Raw genomic sequence first — 19,208 nt, forward strand, 5'->3', positions numbered from 1 at the left:
ACTTCTGATGGGTTGCGTTAGAGCTTCGCTCTAACGAACGTCGATGAAAAAGCCGGAATCGCCGCCGGCGATTCCGGAGAAACCGCGCCTCGCTTCGCTCGGCGCGGTATGCTTCTCGGATACGCCTGCCCTTCCCCGGGTCGCGGCACGGAGGCCGCTCCCGGCCACTGCGGAGTTCTTCGTATTATCGACCTTCAGCAGCGACCGGCTATTTCATTCGACACGCAAAACCCCACGACCCGACCAGCCCGTGGTCGTTCCGACCAGTTATTTAACGACAGCACCCCCACCCTGTGAACATGGCCGAGGCCACAGAAGTGGCGAGCGAACACGCAGGCGACGAGGAGGAGGAACACGCCCACGAGAGTCGCTGGCCGCTGCCGGCGGCGATCGGGGCCGGCGCGCTGTATCTCGGCGCGGGTCTCTACTTCGTCGGCCAGAATCTGGTTCCGTCCGTCATCCCGATAGTCCTCGTCGCCGTCGGCGCACTCGGTCTCCTCGGCGGGCTCGCCGGGTGGGCCAACGAGGCGTTTATCGCGGACTACCGACGTTCGGGCGGCGGCGAGTCGGACGTCCTCAGAATGGGCATGATACTGTTTCTGGCCTCCGACGTAGCGACGTTCTCAGCGGGATTCGTCTACTACGCGTTCATCCGCGTCGGCGCGTGGCCACCCGAACACCTCCCGTCGCTGCTCGGATCGCTCGTCATCGTCAACACCGCGTTGCTGGTAGCAAGCAGCTTCACGCTCCACTACGGCCACGAAGCGCTTGAATCGGGGAACCGCCGCCGGTTCCTCGGTCTCATGGGTGCGACGCTACTGCTCGGTGTCGTCTTTCTCGGCGGGCAGGTCTACGAGTACTACGAACTGCTCGTCGCGGAGGGCTTTTCCCTCTCGACAGGCATCCTCGGCAGCGCCTTCTTCGGCCTGACGGGATTGCACGGCCTCCACGTCGCACTCGGCGTACTCCTCCTCGCTATCGCCTTTGGCCGGGCGCTCAGGGGACACTACTCGCCGGAAAGAGATACCGCCATCGAGACGACATCGCTGTACTGGCACTTCGTCGACGTCGTTTGGCTCTTCCTCGTCCTCGTGTTGTACGTCGGCGCGTCGATATAGCACCCGTTCAGCCGGCCTGTTCTTCCAGCGCGACCATTTTCCGGTATATCGGCGGCGAGAGGATGGCAAGCGTCCCGAACGCGATGGCGAACACGCCGAGCGGGAACTGAAGCGGCGCGGCGGCGTAGCACGGGTGCTCGGCGACGATAGTCACGTAGTGTTGTTCACCTTCGTAGGTGACTATCGACCCATTGCGGAACTCGGCCGCGTGGGGGAACTCGCCCTCGACTTTTGCCTCACCGACGGGGTCGTCAACCGCCTCGGTGAACGCCGTCTGTTCGGCCGACGACAGCTCCTCGTATTGGAAGCGAGCCAGGTTCGGGGCCGAGGTGTTACCGAACTGTCCGGCGGTCTCCTCGGGGCTCTCGACAGCGATGCTCGGATTGCCACAGCCAGCGAGATCTCCCTGGATGAGCGCGTAGCCGCCCGGCACCGCTGCACCGATGCCGACGGCGACCAGCAAGACGCCGACGAACGGCGCGAGATAGGTGAACAGGACCGACTCCGGTTGTTCATCCGCCATTTTATGCCTCCATCTCGTGTGCGTTCCGACGACGTGACCGGAGGTACTGGAAGGTGACCGTCAATCCCAGTCCGTACGCCCAGTGGGCGACGAGGACGAAGCCGAGATAGCCGACGAACGCCAATCCCTGCTGGCCGGTGTAGAACGCGATGACGAACCCGGTCGAGATGAGCGTCGCGAAGACCAGTCCCGTCTCGAACATCAGACGGCCGGGGAGGTACTCCGAGAACGCGAGGAAGAGCAGCGGCCACGTGACGGCACCGCCGACGAGGAACAACAGCGCACCGACGAGCGGTGTCGCCGGGAGACCGACGAGTTCGGCAATCTCACTGAAGGAGGCCGGGTCGAGCACGCCGACGTACGCGGCCGTCCCGAGACCCCCGGTCATCAGGAGCGTGCCGACGATGCCGCCGGCGGCCGCCATCCACGCATTCCGGTAGACGTTCTCCGCGACGGTGCCGACACCGCCGAGGAGGCCGATGGGTTGCAGATCCGGTGCGTACGAGCGCCGAGTGCTCTCGGGTTCGGATGGTTCGAGGTCGTACTTCTCGACCATCCGCTCTTCGAACCACTGCCACTCCCGGGTGAACTGGTTGGTCGCTTTCAGGTCCCACGGATCCGTCGTCTGGACGACATCGCCCTTCCAGTAGGACACCAGCATGTTGTAGAGCCACAGCAGCGCACTCAGCCCGATGACGTACGCGCCGACGGTCGCAATCTGCTGGGCGAACTGATACTCGACGGGGTAGATAGCCTGCCGCCGCGGCAGTCCCAGCCCGCCGATGACCAGCAGCGTCATGAACGTCACGAACGACCCGAAGATGAGCAACGCCGCCTGGAACTTCGCCATCCGCGTATCGTACCATCGGCCAGTGATGAGCGGATACCAGTAGTAACTCGCGGCGATCATCATGAAGGGGATGATGCCGACGACGATGAGGTGGAAGTGTCCGACGACGTAGTAGGTGCCGTGATAGAGGACGTCGATGGGGATGACCGCGAGGAAGACGCCCGTGACCCCTCCGATAATGAACGTCCCGATGCTACCGGCACAGAGTATGAAGGGTGCCGAGAGGCGGATGTCGCCGTCCCACATCGTCGTTATCCAGTTGAACGTCTTGATGGCGCTGGGGACGGCGATGGCGATAGAGATCGCCATGAACGAGGCTTTGAGTCGCGGGTCGACGCCCGAGACGAACATGTGGTGGGCCCAGACGCCGAAAGAGAGCACGCCCATCCCCATGGTCGAGTAGACGATGAACTGGTAGCCGAACAGTTTTCGGCCGACGAACTTTGGAAGTAACGTGCTCATCAGCCCCGCCGCCGGCAAGAAGAGGATGTACACTTCGGGGTGGCCCCAGAACCAGAAGAGGTGTTGCCAGAGGATGGGACCGCCGCCTTCCGTGGCGAAGAACGTCGTGCCGAGGTTCCGGTCCAAGAGGAGCATCACGAGTGCGCTTCCGAGCAGCGGGAACGCGAACAGCGCGAGCCCGCTCGTAACGAGCATGTTCCACGAGAAGATGTCTAGGTTCGCCCACGTCACGCTCTCCGTTCGCTCGTAGACGATGGTCACGATGAAGTTTATCGCCCCGACGGTCGTGGCGATGCCGGAGAGGTGCAGGCCGAGTATCAGCAGGTCGATCTGCGGATTCGGTTGCTGGACTGACAGCGGGGCGTAGAGCGTCCAGCCGACGCTGACCTCGCGGACGGTGAGGAAGAACTGGATGGCGTCCTGCGGGAGAAACAGACTGAGAATCTGCCCGCCGACCTGCACCAGCAGGCCCATCCGCACCATCAGGAGTGCGGGAGGCAACAACCAGAAGCCGATGGCGTTCACGCGCGGGAACGCCATGTCGTCGGCCCCGATGAGCAGCGGGAGCATGTAGTTCCCGATGCCGAAGAAGACTGGCAGGACGAAGAATATCAGCATCGTCAGCCCGTGAGTCGTAAACAGCGCGTTGTACGTCTCTGGCGTCCAGATGTCCGCCTGTGCGGTGACGAGCTCCGTCCGGAGCATCATCGCGTCCATCCCGCCCCAGAGGCCGGCGACGGTGCCGAAGACAATGTAGAGCATCCCGATGTCGCGGTGATTCGTCGTCGTCAGCCAGCGATAGACCTCCGACTGAAGGCGGTCGATTTCGAATCGAATCTCCTCTCTGGTAGTGTACCCACCGTCGCTCTCGGGACGAACGCTATGGCGAGCGTGAAACCAGAGTGCGAGTATCCCGATGGCGAGGAGCGCCAGCGCGGACCCCTCGATGACTGCTCTGTTCAGCATCGTCCGGCGGGCACCCACAGGACGGTCGGCGGCGACGCGGTCGGAGAACTCATTAGTTCACCCTGACGGTGCCACGCTCATAAAACCACGCGACGACGCGGGAACCTATCGATTTTCGATAGAGAACTCCCGCGCCGTCCCGGAGTCGCCAAGCTATTTGAGGCGCGCGGAGCAAGGGATTCGTAATGCGTCTCAGTCGCAGTTTGGCGTGGCTGTGTGTCCTCGCTTTCGGAGCCGTGGTCTTCTCCTCGCCCGCGGCCGCTCAGTCGGTCAACCGGGCGGCCATCGACGACCTGAACGAGCAGTTGCTGTACGTCGCGCTTCCGCTGACGCTATTCGTCGAGTTGACGCTCGTCTACGCCATCTATCGGTTCCGGAACAACGACCGCCCGAAACCGACCGTCGACGACCCCGCACTGGAGATTACGTGGACCGCCGCGACCGGCGCGATCTTGATTTTCGTCGGCGTCTCCGCCTTCTTCGTCCTATTGAACCCCTACATCAGCCCCGCGGCCGCCGGGCCGACCGACACCGGCGGACAAGTGGCCGACGACATGGAAGTCGAAGTGCTGGCCTACCAGTGGGGCTGGGAGTTCCACTATCCCGAGGCGAACGTCACGACCCAGTCTCGCCTCGTCCTCCCGAAAAACGAGAGCGTGACGTTCACGCTCAAGTCATCGCGGGTCATCCACTCGCTGTACATCCCGCAACTCGGCGTCAAGCAAGACATCTTCCCCGGACAGACGACGATTGCCCGGACCAAGCCCACGCAGACCGGATCCTATCGACTCTACTGTGCCGAACTCTGCGGGTCGGGCCACAGTCGGATGGACGCCACCGTCGTCGTCCTCAATCAGTCCGACTACGACGACTGGGTCGAACAACAGCAGCGTGCGTCCTCGACGAACGGCACCACGAGTAGCGGCACCGCAACGTCATCGGCGAACGGCACCACGACGCCCGCGAACGGGACCGAGGCGGCACGCATCTCCGCTCCCGCCGCGCGCGCTCACGCCAGATAACCCAGTTGACGGAGGTGGTCCGTCGTCTCGGAGTCCTGTTCTCGCTCCGGCGGCGAAAGCGTCGGTTCGAAGGTCCGCTCGTCGGTTGCCGTCGTCTCCGCCCACGGCACCTGCCTCACTTCGGGAATGGGGACAGCGTATCGGTGCATGTACATCCCCCACTCGCCGTAGGCGTTCCCGTGATCCGCGCTCAGGACAACCCTCTCGGCGTCTAGGTTCTCAAGCAGCAACGCCACCTCGTCTAGGACCCAGCGGAGGTTGTCCAGATACGCGTCCCACACCTTCTGGAAGTCCCCGCCGTTCTTGAGATAGTCGAACGGCTCGCCCTCCCACGGTTCGAGCGTCTCGCGACCCTCGGCTATCGCCCGCGCAGTAAAGGGGTGATGTGGCTGTTCGTAGTGGACGACGAGTCGCTCGGGGTTTATTTCGCGCCCGACCGAAATCGCTCGCTCGGTGACCGGTCGCGGAAGTGTCAGGCCGACCGGCGGTGGGTCGGCGTACATCCACGGCTGATCGACGTAGCGGAAATCCTCGGGGCGGAGCGTCTTCCAGTCGGTGTTCGAGACGCCCCGGCCGTCCTCCGGGAACTCCCGTTCGGCGAGGACCCGCTGTGTGAACGCGTTCGCCGAGACTAGCGCTGTATCCGCAATCTCCGAGCGGTACTCCTCTGTGAACGTTTGGGCCATCCACTCGGCGGACGCGGAGCCGACCGACCAGATGGAGTCTACATCGTCGATAAAGTCGTACTCCCACGCGACCTCCCGCAACGCGTCCACCCGACAGGTATCGAGGATTACCAGCGCATCCCACTCTCGCTCGAAGACGTTCGTCCCCAACGGGTACCGTGAGAGGACGGACATCGCGAGACCCACGTACCCATAGTAGCCGCGTTTGAGTAGTGATTGCACAGACCACTGTCGGTGTTCACAAAGTATTGTAAATGAGCCCACAAAGCTATAATTACGGATTACCGTCTGTTGTGAACGATCCTGTAATATTGTTGCACCGAGCGAACAGCGGTAAGCTCACTAATAAAACGTTGTCCAGGTACCGCTCCGACCCGTGTCACAACCCACATTATCGGCCGCGTCCGACTATAGCGTATGAACCAGACTCGGGGCCACGTCCCGGCACTGACGGGCCTGCTAACCGTTCTCTCGCTAGCGCTCGTCTTCGGGGCCGTCCTCGGCGCGATTCCGCCTCGCGTCCTGCCGCGCGCTCCCGACTCCATCCTCGCGGCGATTCCTCACCTCAACGCCGCCATTAGCGCCACTGCCATCGCGACCATCGTCGCCGGCGTTCGCGCGGTACGGAACGGTCAGATTCAGCGCCACCGCCGTCTGATGCTGACGGCCTTCGGCCTGTTCGGCGCGTTTCTCGTCCTGTATCTCTACCGCATCACGCTGGAGGGGCCGACTGACTTCGCCGGTCCCGCCGCCGTCGAATCCTTCATCTACCTGCCGCTGCTCGCTATCCACATCCTGCTGGCGATTATCGCCATCCCGCTGGTGTACTACACGCTGTTGCTGGCCGCGAGCCATCCGGTCGCGGAACTCTCACAGACGAACCACCCGCGGGCAGGGAAAGCGGCAGCCGGACTCTGGCTGGTCTCCTTCTCGCTCGGCATCGTCGTCTACGCGATGTTGTATCTGTTCTGGTGACTCATCGGATTGTTGTAGTCTCGTACCGGTATCCTCGGGCCCGGTGCGACGAGTACAGGGAAACAGCTACAACAATCCGTATCACTGCTCGCCCCACTCCTCACAGAGCAGTCCGTACCACAGCATGTCGTGCCACACGCCGTCAAGACGCCACTCCGCGCGGTGTGCCCCTTCCCGAACGAAACCGAGGCGCTCTAAGACGGCGATAGATCGGTCGTTCGAACCGACAACGCGGGCGTTCCACTTTCGTACGGCCCGCTGGTCGAACCCGTAGCCGACCAGCCGCTCGGCCGCTTCCGTGGCGTATCCCTCACCCCACGCATCGGGATCGAGCCAGTAGCTAAGTTCGGCGATGCCTCGTTCCGGGTCGTGTTCGGTCATCGCGACGAGACCGACGGGCTCAGTTCGGTCGGCGACCGTCCCCTCGTCCTCGGTGTCGTGGTCGAGACAGATCACCAGATGAACTGAGTCATCGTCGGCGAGCGTCTCCTCGTAGTACGTCTCCATCTGGTCCGCTGTGGACGGTTGCGGGTAGGTGCCCCAACCCCACACACGGTCGTCGTGGAACAAGCGACGAATCCAGTCAGTATCGTCTTTGTCCGGCGAGCAGAGGGCAGTTCTGTCGGTGTGAAGGAATGCAGGCCCGGGCATAGCGGTTCGCTCCCACGGACCGGATAAAAGTGTGCCGGGGGTGTGTCCGACGTTCTCAGGGAGTAGCTGGTTTTTCACTCGAACGACGGGAAAACCGGAGCCGTTCACGGGTCGTTCTGCCCCGCTCGCATTTTCGAGGGTCCTCCAGGCTCGGACCCTCGCTAGTCGTCGGCCGGCGTCGGTTCCCCACCGATATCGGGGCGGACGACGTCGCGGTCGGTCTCCTCGCCCTCGATGTCGTAGGGGTATTCGCCGGTGACACAGCCCAGACAGAGGTCGGCACGGCTGGTTTCGAGCGTCTCGGCGATGGCGTCGATAGAGAGATACGATAGCGAGTCGGCCTCGATTTCCTCGCGAATCTCCTCGACGGACTGGTTGCCGGCGATGAGTTCGTCACGGGAGGCCATGTCGATGCCCATGTAACAGGGTGCGACGATGGGCGGTGCGCCGATGCGGACGTTGACCTCCTCCGCGCCGGCGTCTTTCAGCAGCTGGATGAGCTGCGTCGAGGTGGTCCCGCGGACGATGGAGTCGTCGATGATGGTGACCGTCTTCCCCTCGATGGTCGATTTGATCGGGTTGAGCTTCAGGCGGACAGCGCGTTCGCGTTCGTCCTGTGTCGGCATGATGAACGTCCGGCCAACGTAGCGGTTCTTCATCAGGCCCTCCGCGAACTCGATATCCGAGCCGTCGTCCTGTGCAGCCTCGGCGTATCCGGAGGCGAACGCGCGCCCGGAGTCGGGCACCGGGAGGACGACATCCGATTCGACGCCCGATTCCTCCCAGAGCTTGCGGCCCAGTTCACGGCGGACTTCGTAGACCAGACTGTCGTCGATCGTCGAGTCCGGTCGGGCGAAGTAGACGTGTTCGAAGAAGCAGTGAGCCGTGTTCTCCTGCTCGATGAGTTGGTAGGTGTCGTAGCCGGTGCCGTCAGGGTGGAGGACGACGAGTTCGCCCGGTTTCACGTCGCGGATGAGTTCACCGTCGAGGGTGTCGATGGCGGCCGATTCGGAGGCGAGGACGTAGCCGTCTTCGAGTTCGCCGATACACAGCGGGCGGTTGCCCTGCGGGTCTCGCACGCCGAGCACCGTTTCGTCGTGCATGATGGTCAGCGAGTACGACCCGTGGATGCGCTCCATCGTTCGCTTGACGGCGCGAACGAGGTCCTCCTCTAAGAGGTTGCGCGCGAGGTCGTGAGCGATGACTTCGGTATCGCCGTCAGAGGTGAACGCGTGACCGAGGTCGGCCAGTTCGTCGCCGATCTCGTCGGCGTTGACGAGGTTCCCGTTGTGCGAGAGTCCCAGTGAGCCGGACTTAAACGAGACGGAGAAGGGTTGGGCACAGCAGGCGTTGACGCTGCCTGCGGTAGGGTAGCGGACGTGGCCGATGCCGTTCGACCCGTTCAGCGGCTGGAGGTCCTCGGGACCGAAGGCGTCACCGACGAGGCCCATCTCGACGTGGCTGTGCTGCTGGAAGCCGTCGTGGGTGACGATGCCGGCAGACTCCTGCCCGCGGTGCTGGAGCGCGTACAGAGAATAGTAGAGGGGGCGGGCGGCGTTACGGTCTTCGAGAGAGATGCCAACAACGCCGCACTTCTCGTGCATGATGGTGAGTTATTCGCCGGCTTTCGACTGCCACTCGTAGTCACGTCGTTTCGCCGACTTGCCGAAGCCGCACGACGAGCAGACCTTCTTTTTCGTGTGATACGATTTTTCGCCACACCGGCGACACTTCGTATGTGTCGTGGTGTTTTTCTTCCCTTGGCTCGGTGTTCCTGCGCCAGTCATGGGTTAATCGAGACGACGTTATCCCCGCGTATAATCGTTGTGTCTTCGTCTTCGATGACGAGATTCATGTGCTGGTCGTACCCAGTGAGTTCGCCCTCGAATATCTCGCCGCCCTTCAGTTGAACAGTGACGTCCTCGCCGAGCGACGCTTCGAGTACGTCCAGCGGTCGTCCACTCATGTACGGTTGAGATAGTGTCTGGCGCTTAAACGTACCGCTTGCTCGGCACGACTGCCGGAAAGATATCGAATCGGCCGCGCTGTCTACGGAGCGTCGCCCTCGGTGGGCCCGTCGTCTTGCGTCGACGGCTCGGCAGCGTGAATACCCACTGCGCCCGCGGGTGGCGCTGGTGGTATCTGCTCGGACTCCTCGCTCCCGGTCAGCGTCGGCACGACCAGTCGTGCGAAGTGAAAGACCACGACGAGTAAGAGCGGGCCGAGGAAGAGCCCGTACCATCCGAACAGCATCGGCCCGAGGATGTACGCGATCATCACGAGGCCGACGTGGAGGTTCCGCCCGGAGACGTACGGTCGAAGCAGGAGGTCGGGAATGAAGTCGACGATGACGACGGTGGCGACGACGAACACCGTGGGGAACCACAGTGGCTCACCGTTGAGGACCGCTCGTCCAAAGAGGCCGAGCGCCACCGGAATGTACACCAGTTTCATGCCGACGACCGGTATCAGACTCGCCGCGCCCGCGAGGACGCCGACGAGCGCCGGGTACGGGATACCGCTGGCGGGCGCGAAGACGTTCAACACGGTGTAGAGAACCACCCCGACGATGGCGACGACGAACGCGTTGAGGATGTTCCCGAAGAAGACGCTCCCGAGGTCCTCGTCGACCTTCTCCACGTACTCGTCGAAGACGCCGGACTCGCTGCCGAACATGTTTCGGAACCAGCGGCTGAGGCGCGGGCCATCCCGGAGGAGGTAGTAGGCGACGGTCAGCGCCAGGAACAGGTCGATGAGCGCTGCCCCTATCAGCGGGAGGTAATCGAGGGCACCCGTCGCGAACAGCTGTCCGGCGCTGATGACGTCAGGATTCTGCAGTAACACCTCGGGGTCCTGAACGATGGCGGAGACGTCGAGATAGGGTTCGATGAGCCCAGCTAACGGACCGAGGTCAACGGTCTGTGCCAGATTGCCCAGTTCCTGTGCCGCGACGGCCATCGTGTAGCCGACGAGGAGGACCACCGGGACGGCGAGGACGAGCAGCGACGTCGCAGCGGCGATCGTTGGTCGAAACCGACTTCGCAGTCGGCGGTGGGCCGGACGGGTTACGTAGTAGAGAAACAGGCCGAGGACGAACGCGCCGGCGTAGTTGGTGAGTACCCACGCTAACAGGACGGCGATGAACAGGCCGAGGACCCACCAGGCCGCGCGACCCTTCGAGGGCGGCCACTCCATGCTATCGGTCCCGCCTCCGTGTCTGACAGCGCCACTCTGTCGATGGGACACGCTGGCGCGTCCCGAAACCCATCACGCCACGTGTGTCGCCGACGGCACGGTTCGTTACGAGCGTGATACCGCGCCGAGCCGAGGGTAATCTGCGTCTACACATCGACGGAGAAGGGGGCGGTGTCGGTCGCACGGACGGCGAACCCGGCGAGCAGATCCGCGAGCGCGTCGAGGTCCGCTGGGTCGATGACTTCGACCGGCGTATGCATGTACCGGTTCGGGAGACCGACGTTGACCGCCGGGATGCCGCCACGTGCGGTGTAGAAGGCGTCGGCGTCGGTGCCCGTTCGGATGCCCGTCGCCTGCAACTGGACATCAATCTCCTCGTCTGTGCCCGTCTCGCGGAGCGAATCGACTACGACAGGGTGGTTAGCGCTGCCCCGGGAGACGACCGGGCCACCGCCGAGTTCGATGCCGTTCGAGCGCTCGCCCGGCGAGTCCGGCGAGTCGGGCGCGTGAGTGACATCCACCGCGACGACGGCGTCCGGGTCGAGGTCGAAGCCGACCATCTTCGCGCCCTGCAGGCCGACTTCCTCCTGGACCGTCGAGACGGCGTGGACGGTAGCCTCGACGCCCCGTTCGGCCGCGCGGCGCAGTCCCTCGGCGGCCGCCCAGATGCCGACTCGGTTGTCCATCCCGCGGGCGGCGAGGCGGCCATTTTCGAGTTCCGAGACGGTCTGTGTGAACGTGATCGGGTCGCCGCGGTCGACCAGCGATTCGAGTTCCTCGCCGTCGTCGGCACCCACGTCGACGTGCTGTTCGGTCACCTCGGGAACGCTCTCCTCCTCACCGTCCCGGAGGTGGATCGCGGTCTGGCCGACGACACCTGACACCGGGCCGTCGGCGGTGTGGATGGTGACGTGTTGGCCGCGGGAGACGGTCTTATCGGATCCGCCGATGCGTCCGAGACGGATGAACCCGTCGTCGGTCAAATCACGGACGATAAAGCCGATCTCGTCGCCGTGGCCCGCTAGCGCGACCGACGTGTCGTCGCCGTGCAGCGTGGCGACGGCGTTGCCGTAGTCGTCAGTCCTGACCTCGTCTGCAAACTCGCTGACGTAGTCCACCCACACGCGCTGGCTGTCGGCCTCGTAGCCGGAGGGGCCCGGCGTGGTCAACAGCGACTCCAAGAACTCGCGTCGTCGTTCCTCCATACCCGTGTTATGGTGTCGGCGACTATGAATTACGGGGCTGCCGAAGCGATTGAAAGTCACGATAGCGACGACACGCGAGCGAAGTCAGCGGCATGGAGAAACGGGCCGATCGCTCCGACAGCACAACGGATAAGAGTCGTCGGGCCGACGTATCAGTATGGCGAAATTCACTCTCCTGGAACTGAACCTGGACGGTTCGGAGTTCACCGCCGGCACGCCTAGCTTTGGAACCGACGAGAGCGACGAGGAGGAACTGATGGAGGAGGAACCCGCCGAGGAAGAAGGCGGGCGCTCCGGCCTGCTCGCGGTCTTCGTCCTCGTCGCGTTGCTCGTCGTCGCAGTCGTGGCGAAGAAGAAACTGCTCGGCGGTGGCGACGAACTCGACGACGAGTTCGACGACGGACTCGACGACGATTTCGGCGACGTCTGAGGCTGCCCGACGCGAGCTCTGAGACAGCACGGGGAGAAGGCCTATGCCTCGCCGCCCCGTTTCCTGGATATGGGATTGTATCACAGCGTCCGCGCCGTCGCAGGCGCGTCCGGTGACGGGCCGCTGGACTGGAACGCCGTCACGTCCGCCGCCAAGGAGGCGACGGACCCGGGCGATCTCGACGTCTCCGCCGACGAGCGAAAGGGATACGCGGCCGACGTCCGTGACGCCCGTGACCGCGTCCGCGAGGTCGGCGGGCTCGACTTCGACCTCCCGGAGACGGTCGAGATTCAACACCGTCACCACTGGATAGACGCGAACGTGGCGACCTTCGAGCGGGTGATGGCTCCGATAGAACAGCAGGCGAAGTTCATCCCCGGGATCGCCCGCGTCGTCAACACGGGGTCGATGGCGTTCGCCCTCTCCTTTCTCGCTAACAACGTCCTCGGCCAGTACGACCCGCTCCTGCTGGCCGACGGTGACGACCACGCGCTGTACTTCGTACGGCCGAACATTCGGAAGGTCGCCGGCCAACTCGACGTGGACCAAGACCGCTTCCGCCGCTGGATCGCCTTTCACGAGGTGACTCACGCCGCGGAGTTCGGAGCCGCGCCGTGGCTCTCCGAGCACATGGAGGAGAAGATGGAGGAGGCCATCGACCGCCTCAGCGACGGCAACTTAGACCGCACCTCGCTCGGTGAACTGGACACGACGATGACCGCCGTCGAGGGGTACGCAGAGCTGCTGATGGACCGTGCCTTCGACGACGAGTACGACGACCTGCGGCGGAAGGTCGACGAGCGCCGACAGGGGCGCGGCCCCATCGCGGAACTCGTCCGCCGGATGCTCGGTCTCGGGATGAAACGCCAGCAGTACGAGCGCGGAAAGGCGTTCTTCGAAACCGTCGCCGACGCTCGCGGCGTCGCGGCTGCCGGACGGGTCTGGGACTCGCCCGAGACGCTGCCGACCGACGACGAAATCGAGAATCCGTCGCTCTGGATCCGGCGTATCGACCCGTAAGCCGATGCTTCTGTCCGCCGGTGGCCGTCTCGCTGCTGTAACAGTACAGGGGTGGTCCGGAGGGCTTACCCGCTGAAAGCTCACCATAACATTACTGAGCGGTCGTGTGGACGCTACGTAGATGCCACTCTCTAGTCGCATCGCATCTGGGCTACGTTTAGGGACGGGGACGGGGACAAGCGAACAGTCCAGTTATGATTTGCGTGTGCTCAGGTCGATTAGCGAGGTGTCTCCCGACCGTTGGAACGCTGTCGTCGAACAGTCGTCGCGGGGCAGCGTCTTTCATCGCTACGAGTGGCTTGACGCCGTCGAGAACGGCCTCGGCTACACGCCGAGACACGTCTTCGTCGAGAAAGATGGGAATCCTATCGGTCTCTTTCCGAACTTCCTGGAACCTCTAGAGGGCGTCGACCGCTCGCCGCTCCGACGACTGGTCTCGGTCGAACCCGGTTTCGGTGGCCCGCTGACGACGACAGACACAGACACGGTCCTCCCGTCGATGCTCGATACCATCGCTGACTACTGCACCAGACGGACCGTCGTCCACGAGATACGCGCACTCGATACCAGCTACCTCCGCTACAACACGCTCTTGCAGTGTCAGGGCTACGAGCCGAACCGGCGACGCTGTCGCTTTCTGTTGCACCTCTCGCGCCCGTACGAGGACATTCTATCGGGGATGAGTCGGTCGCGGCGGAAAGGGATCGAACACGGGCGGGAGGGCGACGCCGAGATAATCGAGGAGGAAGTCACCCGAGACACCCTCAGACAGTTCTACCGGACGTACGTACAGGTTATGGACGATCTCGGAGTCTCCGCGTTCTCGCGCTCGTTCTTCGAGTCGTTGCTCGGGATGGCGGACCGACTGCTGTTGGTCACCGCGCGCGTCGACGGCGAGTACGCCGGCGGATTGCTGGAGATACTCGACGACGAGCAGTCCTCCGTCCACGGGTATATTTCCGCGATTCCGCGTGAGTTCTTCGATCACCACGTCTCGGAACTGCTCTACGACTACGTCGTTCGCTGGGGGATCGACAACGGCTACGAGACCTACGACCTCGGGACGACGAAACCGGACTACGAGAACGGCCTGTTCCGGTACAAAGAGGGGTTTGGCGGGCAGCCCGTGCCGACGCTCGTCTGGGAACGCGGCGGCAACTCGCTCTGGGACGTTTTCCACAGGGGGCGAGCGATGTACCTGAAACACTTCAGCGCCGAGTCGTAACCGCGGCGAGAAAGACAGCGGGGGCTGCGGTCGGGAACCCGCAAGCTAGAAGACCGCCCGTTCGAGGAGCCGGCGCACGAGGCGTGGCCGGCGGGAGTCGTGCGGATAGACGGTGACGGTCGTACACCCCGGACTCGGCGAGGGCGGTCCGTCGTCGAACAGCGCCGCTCTGAGTCGGTGATCGGCCCCCCGATACACGAGGAGATCCGGCCGCGGCAATCGCCCCCCGTCGCTCCGGAGCGACTCAGTCTGAACGGGGACCGAGAGCATCTCGGAGAGTGACGACTGGTAGTCGTCGATCGTCTCCTTTCGTTCCTCGGAGCCGTCAGCGGGGTACCACAGCGAGACGGTCCCCTCGTTCGACGCAGCGATGGCCTCAGAGACGGTCACCGCGAGGGGCGGGTGTGGTCCGCCCTCACCCGCCACCAGAACCTGTTCCGGTCGGTCGTAGCCGAGGTTGTCCACGAGGAGGACATCACAGGGAGCGTGCCGAACGACCCAGTCGATGGGGTCGGCAAACAGCCGCGATCGAAGCCGGAGCGGTTCGTGTTCAGCCAGTATCGTGTCTACGTCCCGGTTGCCCGCGAAGTTGACGATGGCGTGTTTCGTGTCGTGGCTGACTATCTCATCGGCCTCTATCTCGACGGGTAGCTCCTCTCCGAGTGTCTCCATCCGCGTTTCGAACGCGAGGTCGGCCGACGACTGGTCGGCCACGTCCTCGATGAGGGGTGCCTGGTCAGGAATTTCCTCGAAGCGGACAGCGACCACGCGACCGTCGTCCGGTCGGACGACGTCGGCGGCCAGTCTGATCAGCGCTCGCTCCCTGTCTTCGGTGATCTCTTTCGTGAACGCGACGAGAACTTCGCGGGTGGTGTCCGACGTGGCGGACTCGACGTCAGTGAGCGCGTTCTGACCAACCTGTCGTCGGATGGCGTCCGTCGCTGCGCCCTCTCGACGAACTCGCGGACGGACGTAAACGAGGTACCAGACGACGCTCCCGAGCGTGATGGCGAGCGCACCGACGAGCGCGACGATCCCCATCTGCGTGAGGAGGAGGCCGCCGGTGACGGCCCCAGCTATCTGTACCCACGGGTACAGCGGCGACGTGAACTCGGGTTCGTAGTCGGCGTTCCCTTCACGGAACGCAATGAGAGCCACGTTAATGAGCGCGAACACCAGTATCTGAAAGGCGCTGGCCAGTTTCGCAATGTCGAGGATCGGGACGAACGCGATGAGCAACAGCAGGACGATGCCCGTGAGCGTGATGGAGGCGACCGGCGTGCCGAACCGGTCGCTGACGGTAGCCAGCGACGGCGGTGCGAGTTTGTCCCGGCTCATCGCGAAGGGATAGCGCGACGAGGAGAGGATGCCGGCGTTGGCCGTCGAGACGAGGGCGAGGATGGCCGCGGCGATGACGGCGACGACGCCCGCCGACCCGAGCGTCACCTCGGCGGCGACGGCGACCGGCGTCAGCGACCCCGCGACGCTTCCCGGGTCCGTGATCCCGACCAGCACCGTGACGATCGCCACGTACAGGACGGTGGTGAACGCGAGCGACCCGAGGATCCCGAGCGGGATATTCCGCCCCGGATCCTCGACTTCCTCCGCGACGCTCGCCACCTTGGTGACGCCAGCGTAGGAGACGAACACCAGTCCGGTCGCGGCTAACACACCGCCCAGACCGGCGTCGAAGAAACCGACGTAGTTCGCCGATTGGACGCTCGGGGCGCTTCCGGCAGTGAACCAGCCGAGTGCCGCCAGCATGACGACGACGATTGCGACCTGGAGCCGACCCGTCTGCTTGGCTCCGAAGACGTTTATCAGAATCAGCACCGCCGCCAGTCCCAGCGCGACCGGTTTCAGCGGGAGGTCGAAGAGCAACAGGAGGTAGGGGACGCCGCCGACGAGCGCGAGCGCGCCCTTGAACGAGAGAGAGAACCACGTCCCCAGTCCGGCTATCGTTCCGAGCAGCGGTCCCATGCCGCGCTCGATGTAGATGTAGCTCCCACCGGCCTCCGGCATGGCGGTGGCCATCTCGGACTTCGAGAGGGCCGCGGGCACGACGAGAATCCCGGCGAGGGCGTACGCGAGGATTACGGCCGGACCGGCGATTTCGAGCGCCAGCGCTGGCAAGATGAAGATGCCGCTGCCGATCATCGCGCCGATACTGATGGCGAGGACGGCCGGGAGACCGAGGTCTCGTTCGAGGTCTTTCACCATGTTAGGCGGGTTCGAACGCGGGGAGTGCTGTCTCGATTTCCCGTCGCAGTTCCGTCGCGAGGAGGGTCGACCCGCAAACGAGGGTCGTGGCGATGTCCTCGACCGCCTCCCGTCGCTGTGGGTCGTTGAGTACCACGATAACCGTCTCGAGGTCGAAGCGCGTGCGAAGCAGCTGGGTGATCAAAACCGCTTGCCGATCCCATCGCAGCGCGACGACCGCGGCGTCGGCATCTGCGGCGTCCGCGAGCGCCTCCAGTGACGTCACGTCACCGACTGTCACCTGGACGCCGTCGGGCGACTGCCCGGCAGCACTCCGGTGGTCGGTGACGAGACGGACGTCGGCGGTCGGTTCGAACGCCGACGCGAGCATCGACCCGGCGTGCAAGTCGCTGACGACGAGGAGGGTCGGCGGTCCGGCGGTACGAGCGAGCGTGTCTCGTAGAGTCGTTCTGGATATCATGGGTGGGTCCGACGATCGCGATAGCCGCCATCGTCGATACCCGGGATCAGTTCCGCAACGGCATAAACACCTAGCAATCAATTCCGAATCGGAAAATAGGGACGTTCGATATCGTATTTCTGGAAGTGCTACTCTTGGCCATCGCCGACCATACCAGCGTCGAACAGGTGGAACGGGCGAGTGTACTCGTTGCGGATGAGGTCCTCGTCGACCACTTCGAGGCCGATGTCGTTGAGGTCGCGGCCGATGCGGCTGAGGTCGTTCCCGTCGGTACCGACTACTTCAACGTGAACGTTGTCCGCACCGGTCATGACTTCCCGAATCGCGACGACGCCCTCTACGTCGAGAGCGCGCTTCGCTATCTCCTCCCGTTCGTGAATCGGCGCGGTACAGACGATGAGCGTGTGTAGCTGATACCCCGCGGCCTCGTAGTCCACGTCGACGTTGTATCCGCGAACGACGCCGCTCTCTTCGAGTTTGGAGATGCGATTACGGACAGTACGGGCCGAGACGTCTAGCGTCTCCGCGATTTCGCTGGCGGACGTGTGTCGAGCGTCCCCCTGGAGCGCGTGGATGATACGCCGGTCTAAGTCGTCGAGCGGGTACTCCGGGTCGGCCATACGGTGCGCTTACGGAGGAAGCGGTACAAAACTTCGTGGTCGACGCGCCGTCCCGGCGTCTTCGGTCGCGATTCGAATCTCACCGTCCATCGCCATCGGTTCGGGCAGGTTGTTCCTCGCTGTCGTCGTCCTCGCGAGCGCGTCGCCGCTTGGTTCGCGTCCCGGGTTTCGGTCCCCGTTCCCGATTGTCGTCGAACGGCGTCTCGGCGATGCTGTCGGGGACGGTGAACTCGGCGAGGATGCCGCCGACGATGGTCGCACCGATGCCGATCCCGACGACCATCAGGAGGTCCGCGCCGCCCCAGAGTGTGACCAGCGCCATCGACCCCCCGACCAGCAGGGCGAACCCGGCCTTTAGTTGGATGAGGAAGCGTTCGCGGTCGGCCGCGGTGATAGACGGGCCGACCATCAGTCGCCACCTGTGTCGATATCGTCGCTCGCGGCCATCAGTAGAACCCCCTGTCCACGTCTTCTTCGATGATATCCTCGAACTCCGTATCGAGCAGTTCCTCGGCCTCTTCGAAGGTGTCGGTCAGGTCGTCCATCCGTTCGGGTCGCTCGTACTGGTCGAACTCCATCGGGCCGTAGGCCGGCGAGTCGACGGCGTCCATGATGTCTTCGAGCATTGCTCTGGGCGTCGTCGGCGCGTCCGCATGTGTTTCGAGGACCGTCTCCAGGTTCTTGGCCTTCTCCTCGGCGTCACTCTCGTCGTCGGGTGCCTGCTGGACGCCGAAGAGACCCGATCCGTCTTCGGGGAACAGCGGGTCGATGTCGTCGTCGATGCGTCGGGCGACCTGCGAGCCGATTCCCTGTACTTCGAAGGGATTCTTCGCGTAGGTTTTGAGTTGGTAGACGCCCGCGCTCGGGTGGCCGACGTAGAGGTCCTCGCCGATCCCGTTCGCGCGGTCGCCCCCGACTGCCCGCCAGCCGCTGGGGTCGGCACCGCTGTCCATCACGTCCTCGATGATGTCCTGCCAGTCACGAACGCGCATTGTCGTCCGGACGTTGGCGACGGGTCAGAATGAAGGCATCGGTCCGTGGGGACCTCTGACACTCGCGAGAGCGATTTCGTCGCACCGTCGCAGTCCGCCGATTGTCTCGGAGAGCCGTACAGAATTTCTTTAAGCCGACGACCGCAGTCTAGAAATATGGAGAGCGAAGCGAACGTACTGGGCGGGGAGTTAGCCCCCTGCGGAACGGACCCCATGACCGGGGCCATGCGGGACGGCTACTGCTATCCGCTCCAGCGAGACCCAGGTCGCCACGAAATCTGTGCGGTGATGACCGAGGAGTTTCTTCAGTACAGCAAGGGACAGGGCAACGATCTCGTCACGCCCCGGCCCGACCTCGACTTTCCCGGCCTGCAACCGGGCGACCACTGGTGTGTCTGTGTCCCCCGGTGGATGGAAGCCGAATCGGCCGACCGCGCGCCGCCGGTCGTTCTCGAAGCGACCAGCGAAGACGTTCTGGAAGATATTCCCCGCTCGACGCTCGAAGCGCACGAATACCAGGGCGGCGAGACCCAGCGCGCGGAGCCACACGACCGCTCGAACTGACCGACAGCGTTTTTCCCGCCCCGA

General features: G+C 63.8%; 21 protein-coding genes. 7 read left to right on the forward strand and 14 right to left on the reverse strand.

Annotated features, from left to right (window positions below; translation table 11 throughout):
* The first annotated feature begins 299 nt into the window (after positions 1-299).
* Positions 300-1,118, forward strand: a complete 819-nt coding sequence (locus tag E4S61_RS06110) for a cytochrome c oxidase subunit 3 (protein ID WP_135302997.1) — start codon at positions 300-302, stop codon at positions 1,116-1,118.
* A 7-nt stretch (positions 1,119-1,125) separates the two neighbouring features.
* Here the strand turns inward: E4S61_RS06110 and E4S61_RS06115 are convergent, their stop codons facing one another.
* Together E4S61_RS06115 and E4S61_RS06120 are read right to left on the reverse strand one after the other, a co-directional pair.
* Positions 1,126-1,641, reverse strand: a complete 516-nt coding sequence (locus E4S61_RS06115) for a hypothetical protein (RefSeq protein ID WP_135302998.1) — start codon at positions 1,639-1,641, stop codon at positions 1,126-1,128.
* 1 nt (position 1,642) lies between these two features.
* Entirely contained in the window at positions 1,643-3,919 is a 2,277-nt protein-coding gene (locus E4S61_RS06120) for a DUF6789 family protein (RefSeq protein WP_135302999.1), read from the reverse strand.
* Between the two features lie 185 nt (positions 3,920-4,104).
* Here E4S61_RS06120 and coxB point away from each other — a divergent pair, with 185 nt between their 5' ends.
* Entirely contained in the window at positions 4,105-4,941 is an 837-nt protein-coding gene (gene coxB, locus E4S61_RS06125) for a cytochrome c oxidase subunit II (protein WP_135303000.1), read from the forward strand.
* Here coxB and E4S61_RS06130 read toward each other — a convergent pair.
* Entirely contained in the window at positions 4,929-5,849 is a 921-nt protein-coding gene (locus E4S61_RS06130) for an alkaline phosphatase family protein (RefSeq protein ID WP_135303001.1), read from the reverse strand. The genes coxB and E4S61_RS06130 overlap by 13 nt on opposite strands.
* Before the next feature lie 195 nt (positions 5,850-6,044).
* Between E4S61_RS06130 and E4S61_RS06135 the strand changes: the two genes are divergently transcribed.
* A complete protein-coding gene (locus tag E4S61_RS06135) occupies positions 6,045-6,602 on the forward strand; it encodes a DUF420 domain-containing protein (RefSeq protein WP_135303002.1) in 558 nt (185 codons plus the stop codon).
* An 81-nt stretch (positions 6,603-6,683) separates the two neighbouring features.
* Here E4S61_RS06135 and E4S61_RS06140 read toward each other — a convergent pair whose 3' ends face one another.
* From E4S61_RS06140 to E4S61_RS06165, 6 genes are all read right to left on the reverse strand, one after another.
* Positions 6,684-7,253, reverse strand: a complete 570-nt coding sequence (locus E4S61_RS06140; protein ID WP_135303003.1) for a GNAT family N-acetyltransferase — start codon at positions 7,251-7,253, stop codon at positions 6,684-6,686.
* A 161-nt stretch (positions 7,254-7,414) separates the two neighbouring features.
* Positions 7,415-8,857, reverse strand: a complete 1,443-nt coding sequence (purF, locus tag E4S61_RS06145) for an amidophosphoribosyltransferase (protein WP_135303004.1) — start codon at positions 8,855-8,857, stop codon at positions 7,415-7,417.
* 9 nt (positions 8,858-8,866) lie between these two features.
* Positions 8,867-9,040 carry a 50S ribosomal protein L37e gene (locus tag E4S61_RS06150; protein ID WP_004517916.1) on the reverse strand — a complete coding sequence of 58 codons (174 nt, stop codon included), beginning with the start codon at positions 9,038-9,040 and terminating at the stop codon, positions 8,867-8,869.
* Positions 9,037-9,219, reverse strand: coding sequence for an LSM domain-containing protein (locus E4S61_RS06155; protein ID WP_135303005.1), 183 nt, complete (start codon positions 9,217-9,219; stop codon positions 9,037-9,039). The genes E4S61_RS06150 and E4S61_RS06155 overlap by 4 nt, the downstream gene beginning before the upstream one ends.
* An 83-nt stretch (positions 9,220-9,302) precedes the next feature.
* The gene (locus tag E4S61_RS06160) at positions 9,303-10,448 is read right to left on the reverse strand and encodes an AI-2E family transporter (protein WP_135303006.1); all 1,146 of its coding nucleotides are present in this window, start codon (positions 10,446-10,448) and stop codon (positions 9,303-9,305) included.
* A gap of 146 nt (positions 10,449-10,594) precedes the next feature.
* Positions 10,595-11,653 (reverse strand): M20/M25/M40 family metallo-hydrolase, encoded by a 1,059-nt coding sequence (locus E4S61_RS06165; RefSeq protein ID WP_135303007.1) that lies wholly within the window; start codon positions 11,651-11,653, stop codon positions 10,595-10,597.
* Positions 11,654-11,810: 157 nt separating this feature from the next.
* Between E4S61_RS06165 and E4S61_RS06170 the strand changes: the two genes are divergently transcribed.
* The 3 genes from E4S61_RS06170 (at position 11,811) to E4S61_RS06180 (ending at position 14,328) form a co-directional block, all read left to right on the forward strand.
* The gene (locus E4S61_RS06170) at positions 11,811-12,083 is read left to right on the forward strand and encodes a hypothetical protein (protein WP_135303008.1); all 273 of its coding nucleotides are present in this window, start codon (positions 11,811-11,813) and stop codon (positions 12,081-12,083) included.
* A 69-nt stretch (positions 12,084-12,152) separates the two neighbouring features.
* Positions 12,153-13,103 (forward strand): zinc-dependent metalloprotease, encoded by a 951-nt coding sequence (locus E4S61_RS06175; protein ID WP_135303009.1) that lies wholly within the window; start codon positions 12,153-12,155, stop codon positions 13,101-13,103.
* Between the two features lie 226 nt (positions 13,104-13,329).
* Positions 13,330-14,328: a GNAT family N-acetyltransferase gene (locus E4S61_RS06180; protein WP_167768425.1), complete on the forward strand. Its 999-nt coding sequence runs from the start codon at positions 13,330-13,332 to the stop codon at positions 14,326-14,328.
* 45 nt (positions 14,329-14,373) lie between these two features.
* On the opposite strand, the gene E4S61_RS06185 is transcribed toward E4S61_RS06180, so the two are convergent.
* From E4S61_RS06185 to E4S61_RS06205, 5 genes are all read right to left on the reverse strand, one after another.
* Positions 14,374-16,545: an amino acid permease gene (locus E4S61_RS06185; protein WP_135303295.1), complete on the reverse strand. Its 2,172-nt coding sequence runs from the start codon at positions 16,543-16,545 to the stop codon at positions 14,374-14,376.
* 4 nt (positions 16,546-16,549) lie between these two features.
* Positions 16,550-17,008: an NAD-binding protein gene (locus tag E4S61_RS06190; RefSeq protein ID WP_135303011.1), complete on the reverse strand. Its 459-nt coding sequence runs from the start codon at positions 17,006-17,008 to the stop codon at positions 16,550-16,552.
* A 128-nt stretch (positions 17,009-17,136) separates the two neighbouring features.
* Positions 17,137-17,628, reverse strand: a complete 492-nt coding sequence (locus E4S61_RS06195) for an Lrp/AsnC family transcriptional regulator (RefSeq protein ID WP_135303012.1) — start codon at positions 17,626-17,628, stop codon at positions 17,137-17,139.
* Positions 17,629-17,707: 79 nt separating this feature from the next.
* Positions 17,708-18,037, reverse strand: a complete 330-nt coding sequence (locus tag E4S61_RS06200; RefSeq protein WP_135303013.1) for a hypothetical protein — start codon at positions 18,035-18,037, stop codon at positions 17,708-17,710.
* Between the two features lie 37 nt (positions 18,038-18,074).
* Complete coding sequence (locus E4S61_RS06205) at positions 18,075-18,620, reverse strand: hypothetical protein (protein WP_135303014.1); 546 nt, start codon at positions 18,618-18,620, stop codon at positions 18,075-18,077.
* A gap of 156 nt (positions 18,621-18,776) precedes the next feature.
* Between E4S61_RS06205 and E4S61_RS06210 the strand changes: the two genes are divergently transcribed.
* The gene (locus E4S61_RS06210) at positions 18,777-19,184 is read left to right on the forward strand and encodes a DUF2237 family protein (RefSeq protein WP_135303015.1); all 408 of its coding nucleotides are present in this window, start codon (positions 18,777-18,779) and stop codon (positions 19,182-19,184) included.
* Positions 19,185-19,208: the final 24 nt, after the last annotated feature.

Origin of the sequence: Haloarcula amylovorans (assembly GCF_004681185.1) — an archaeon.
GTDB classification, from domain to species: Archaea; Halobacteriota; Halobacteria; order Halobacteriales; family Haloarculaceae; genus Haloarcula; species Haloarcula amylovorans.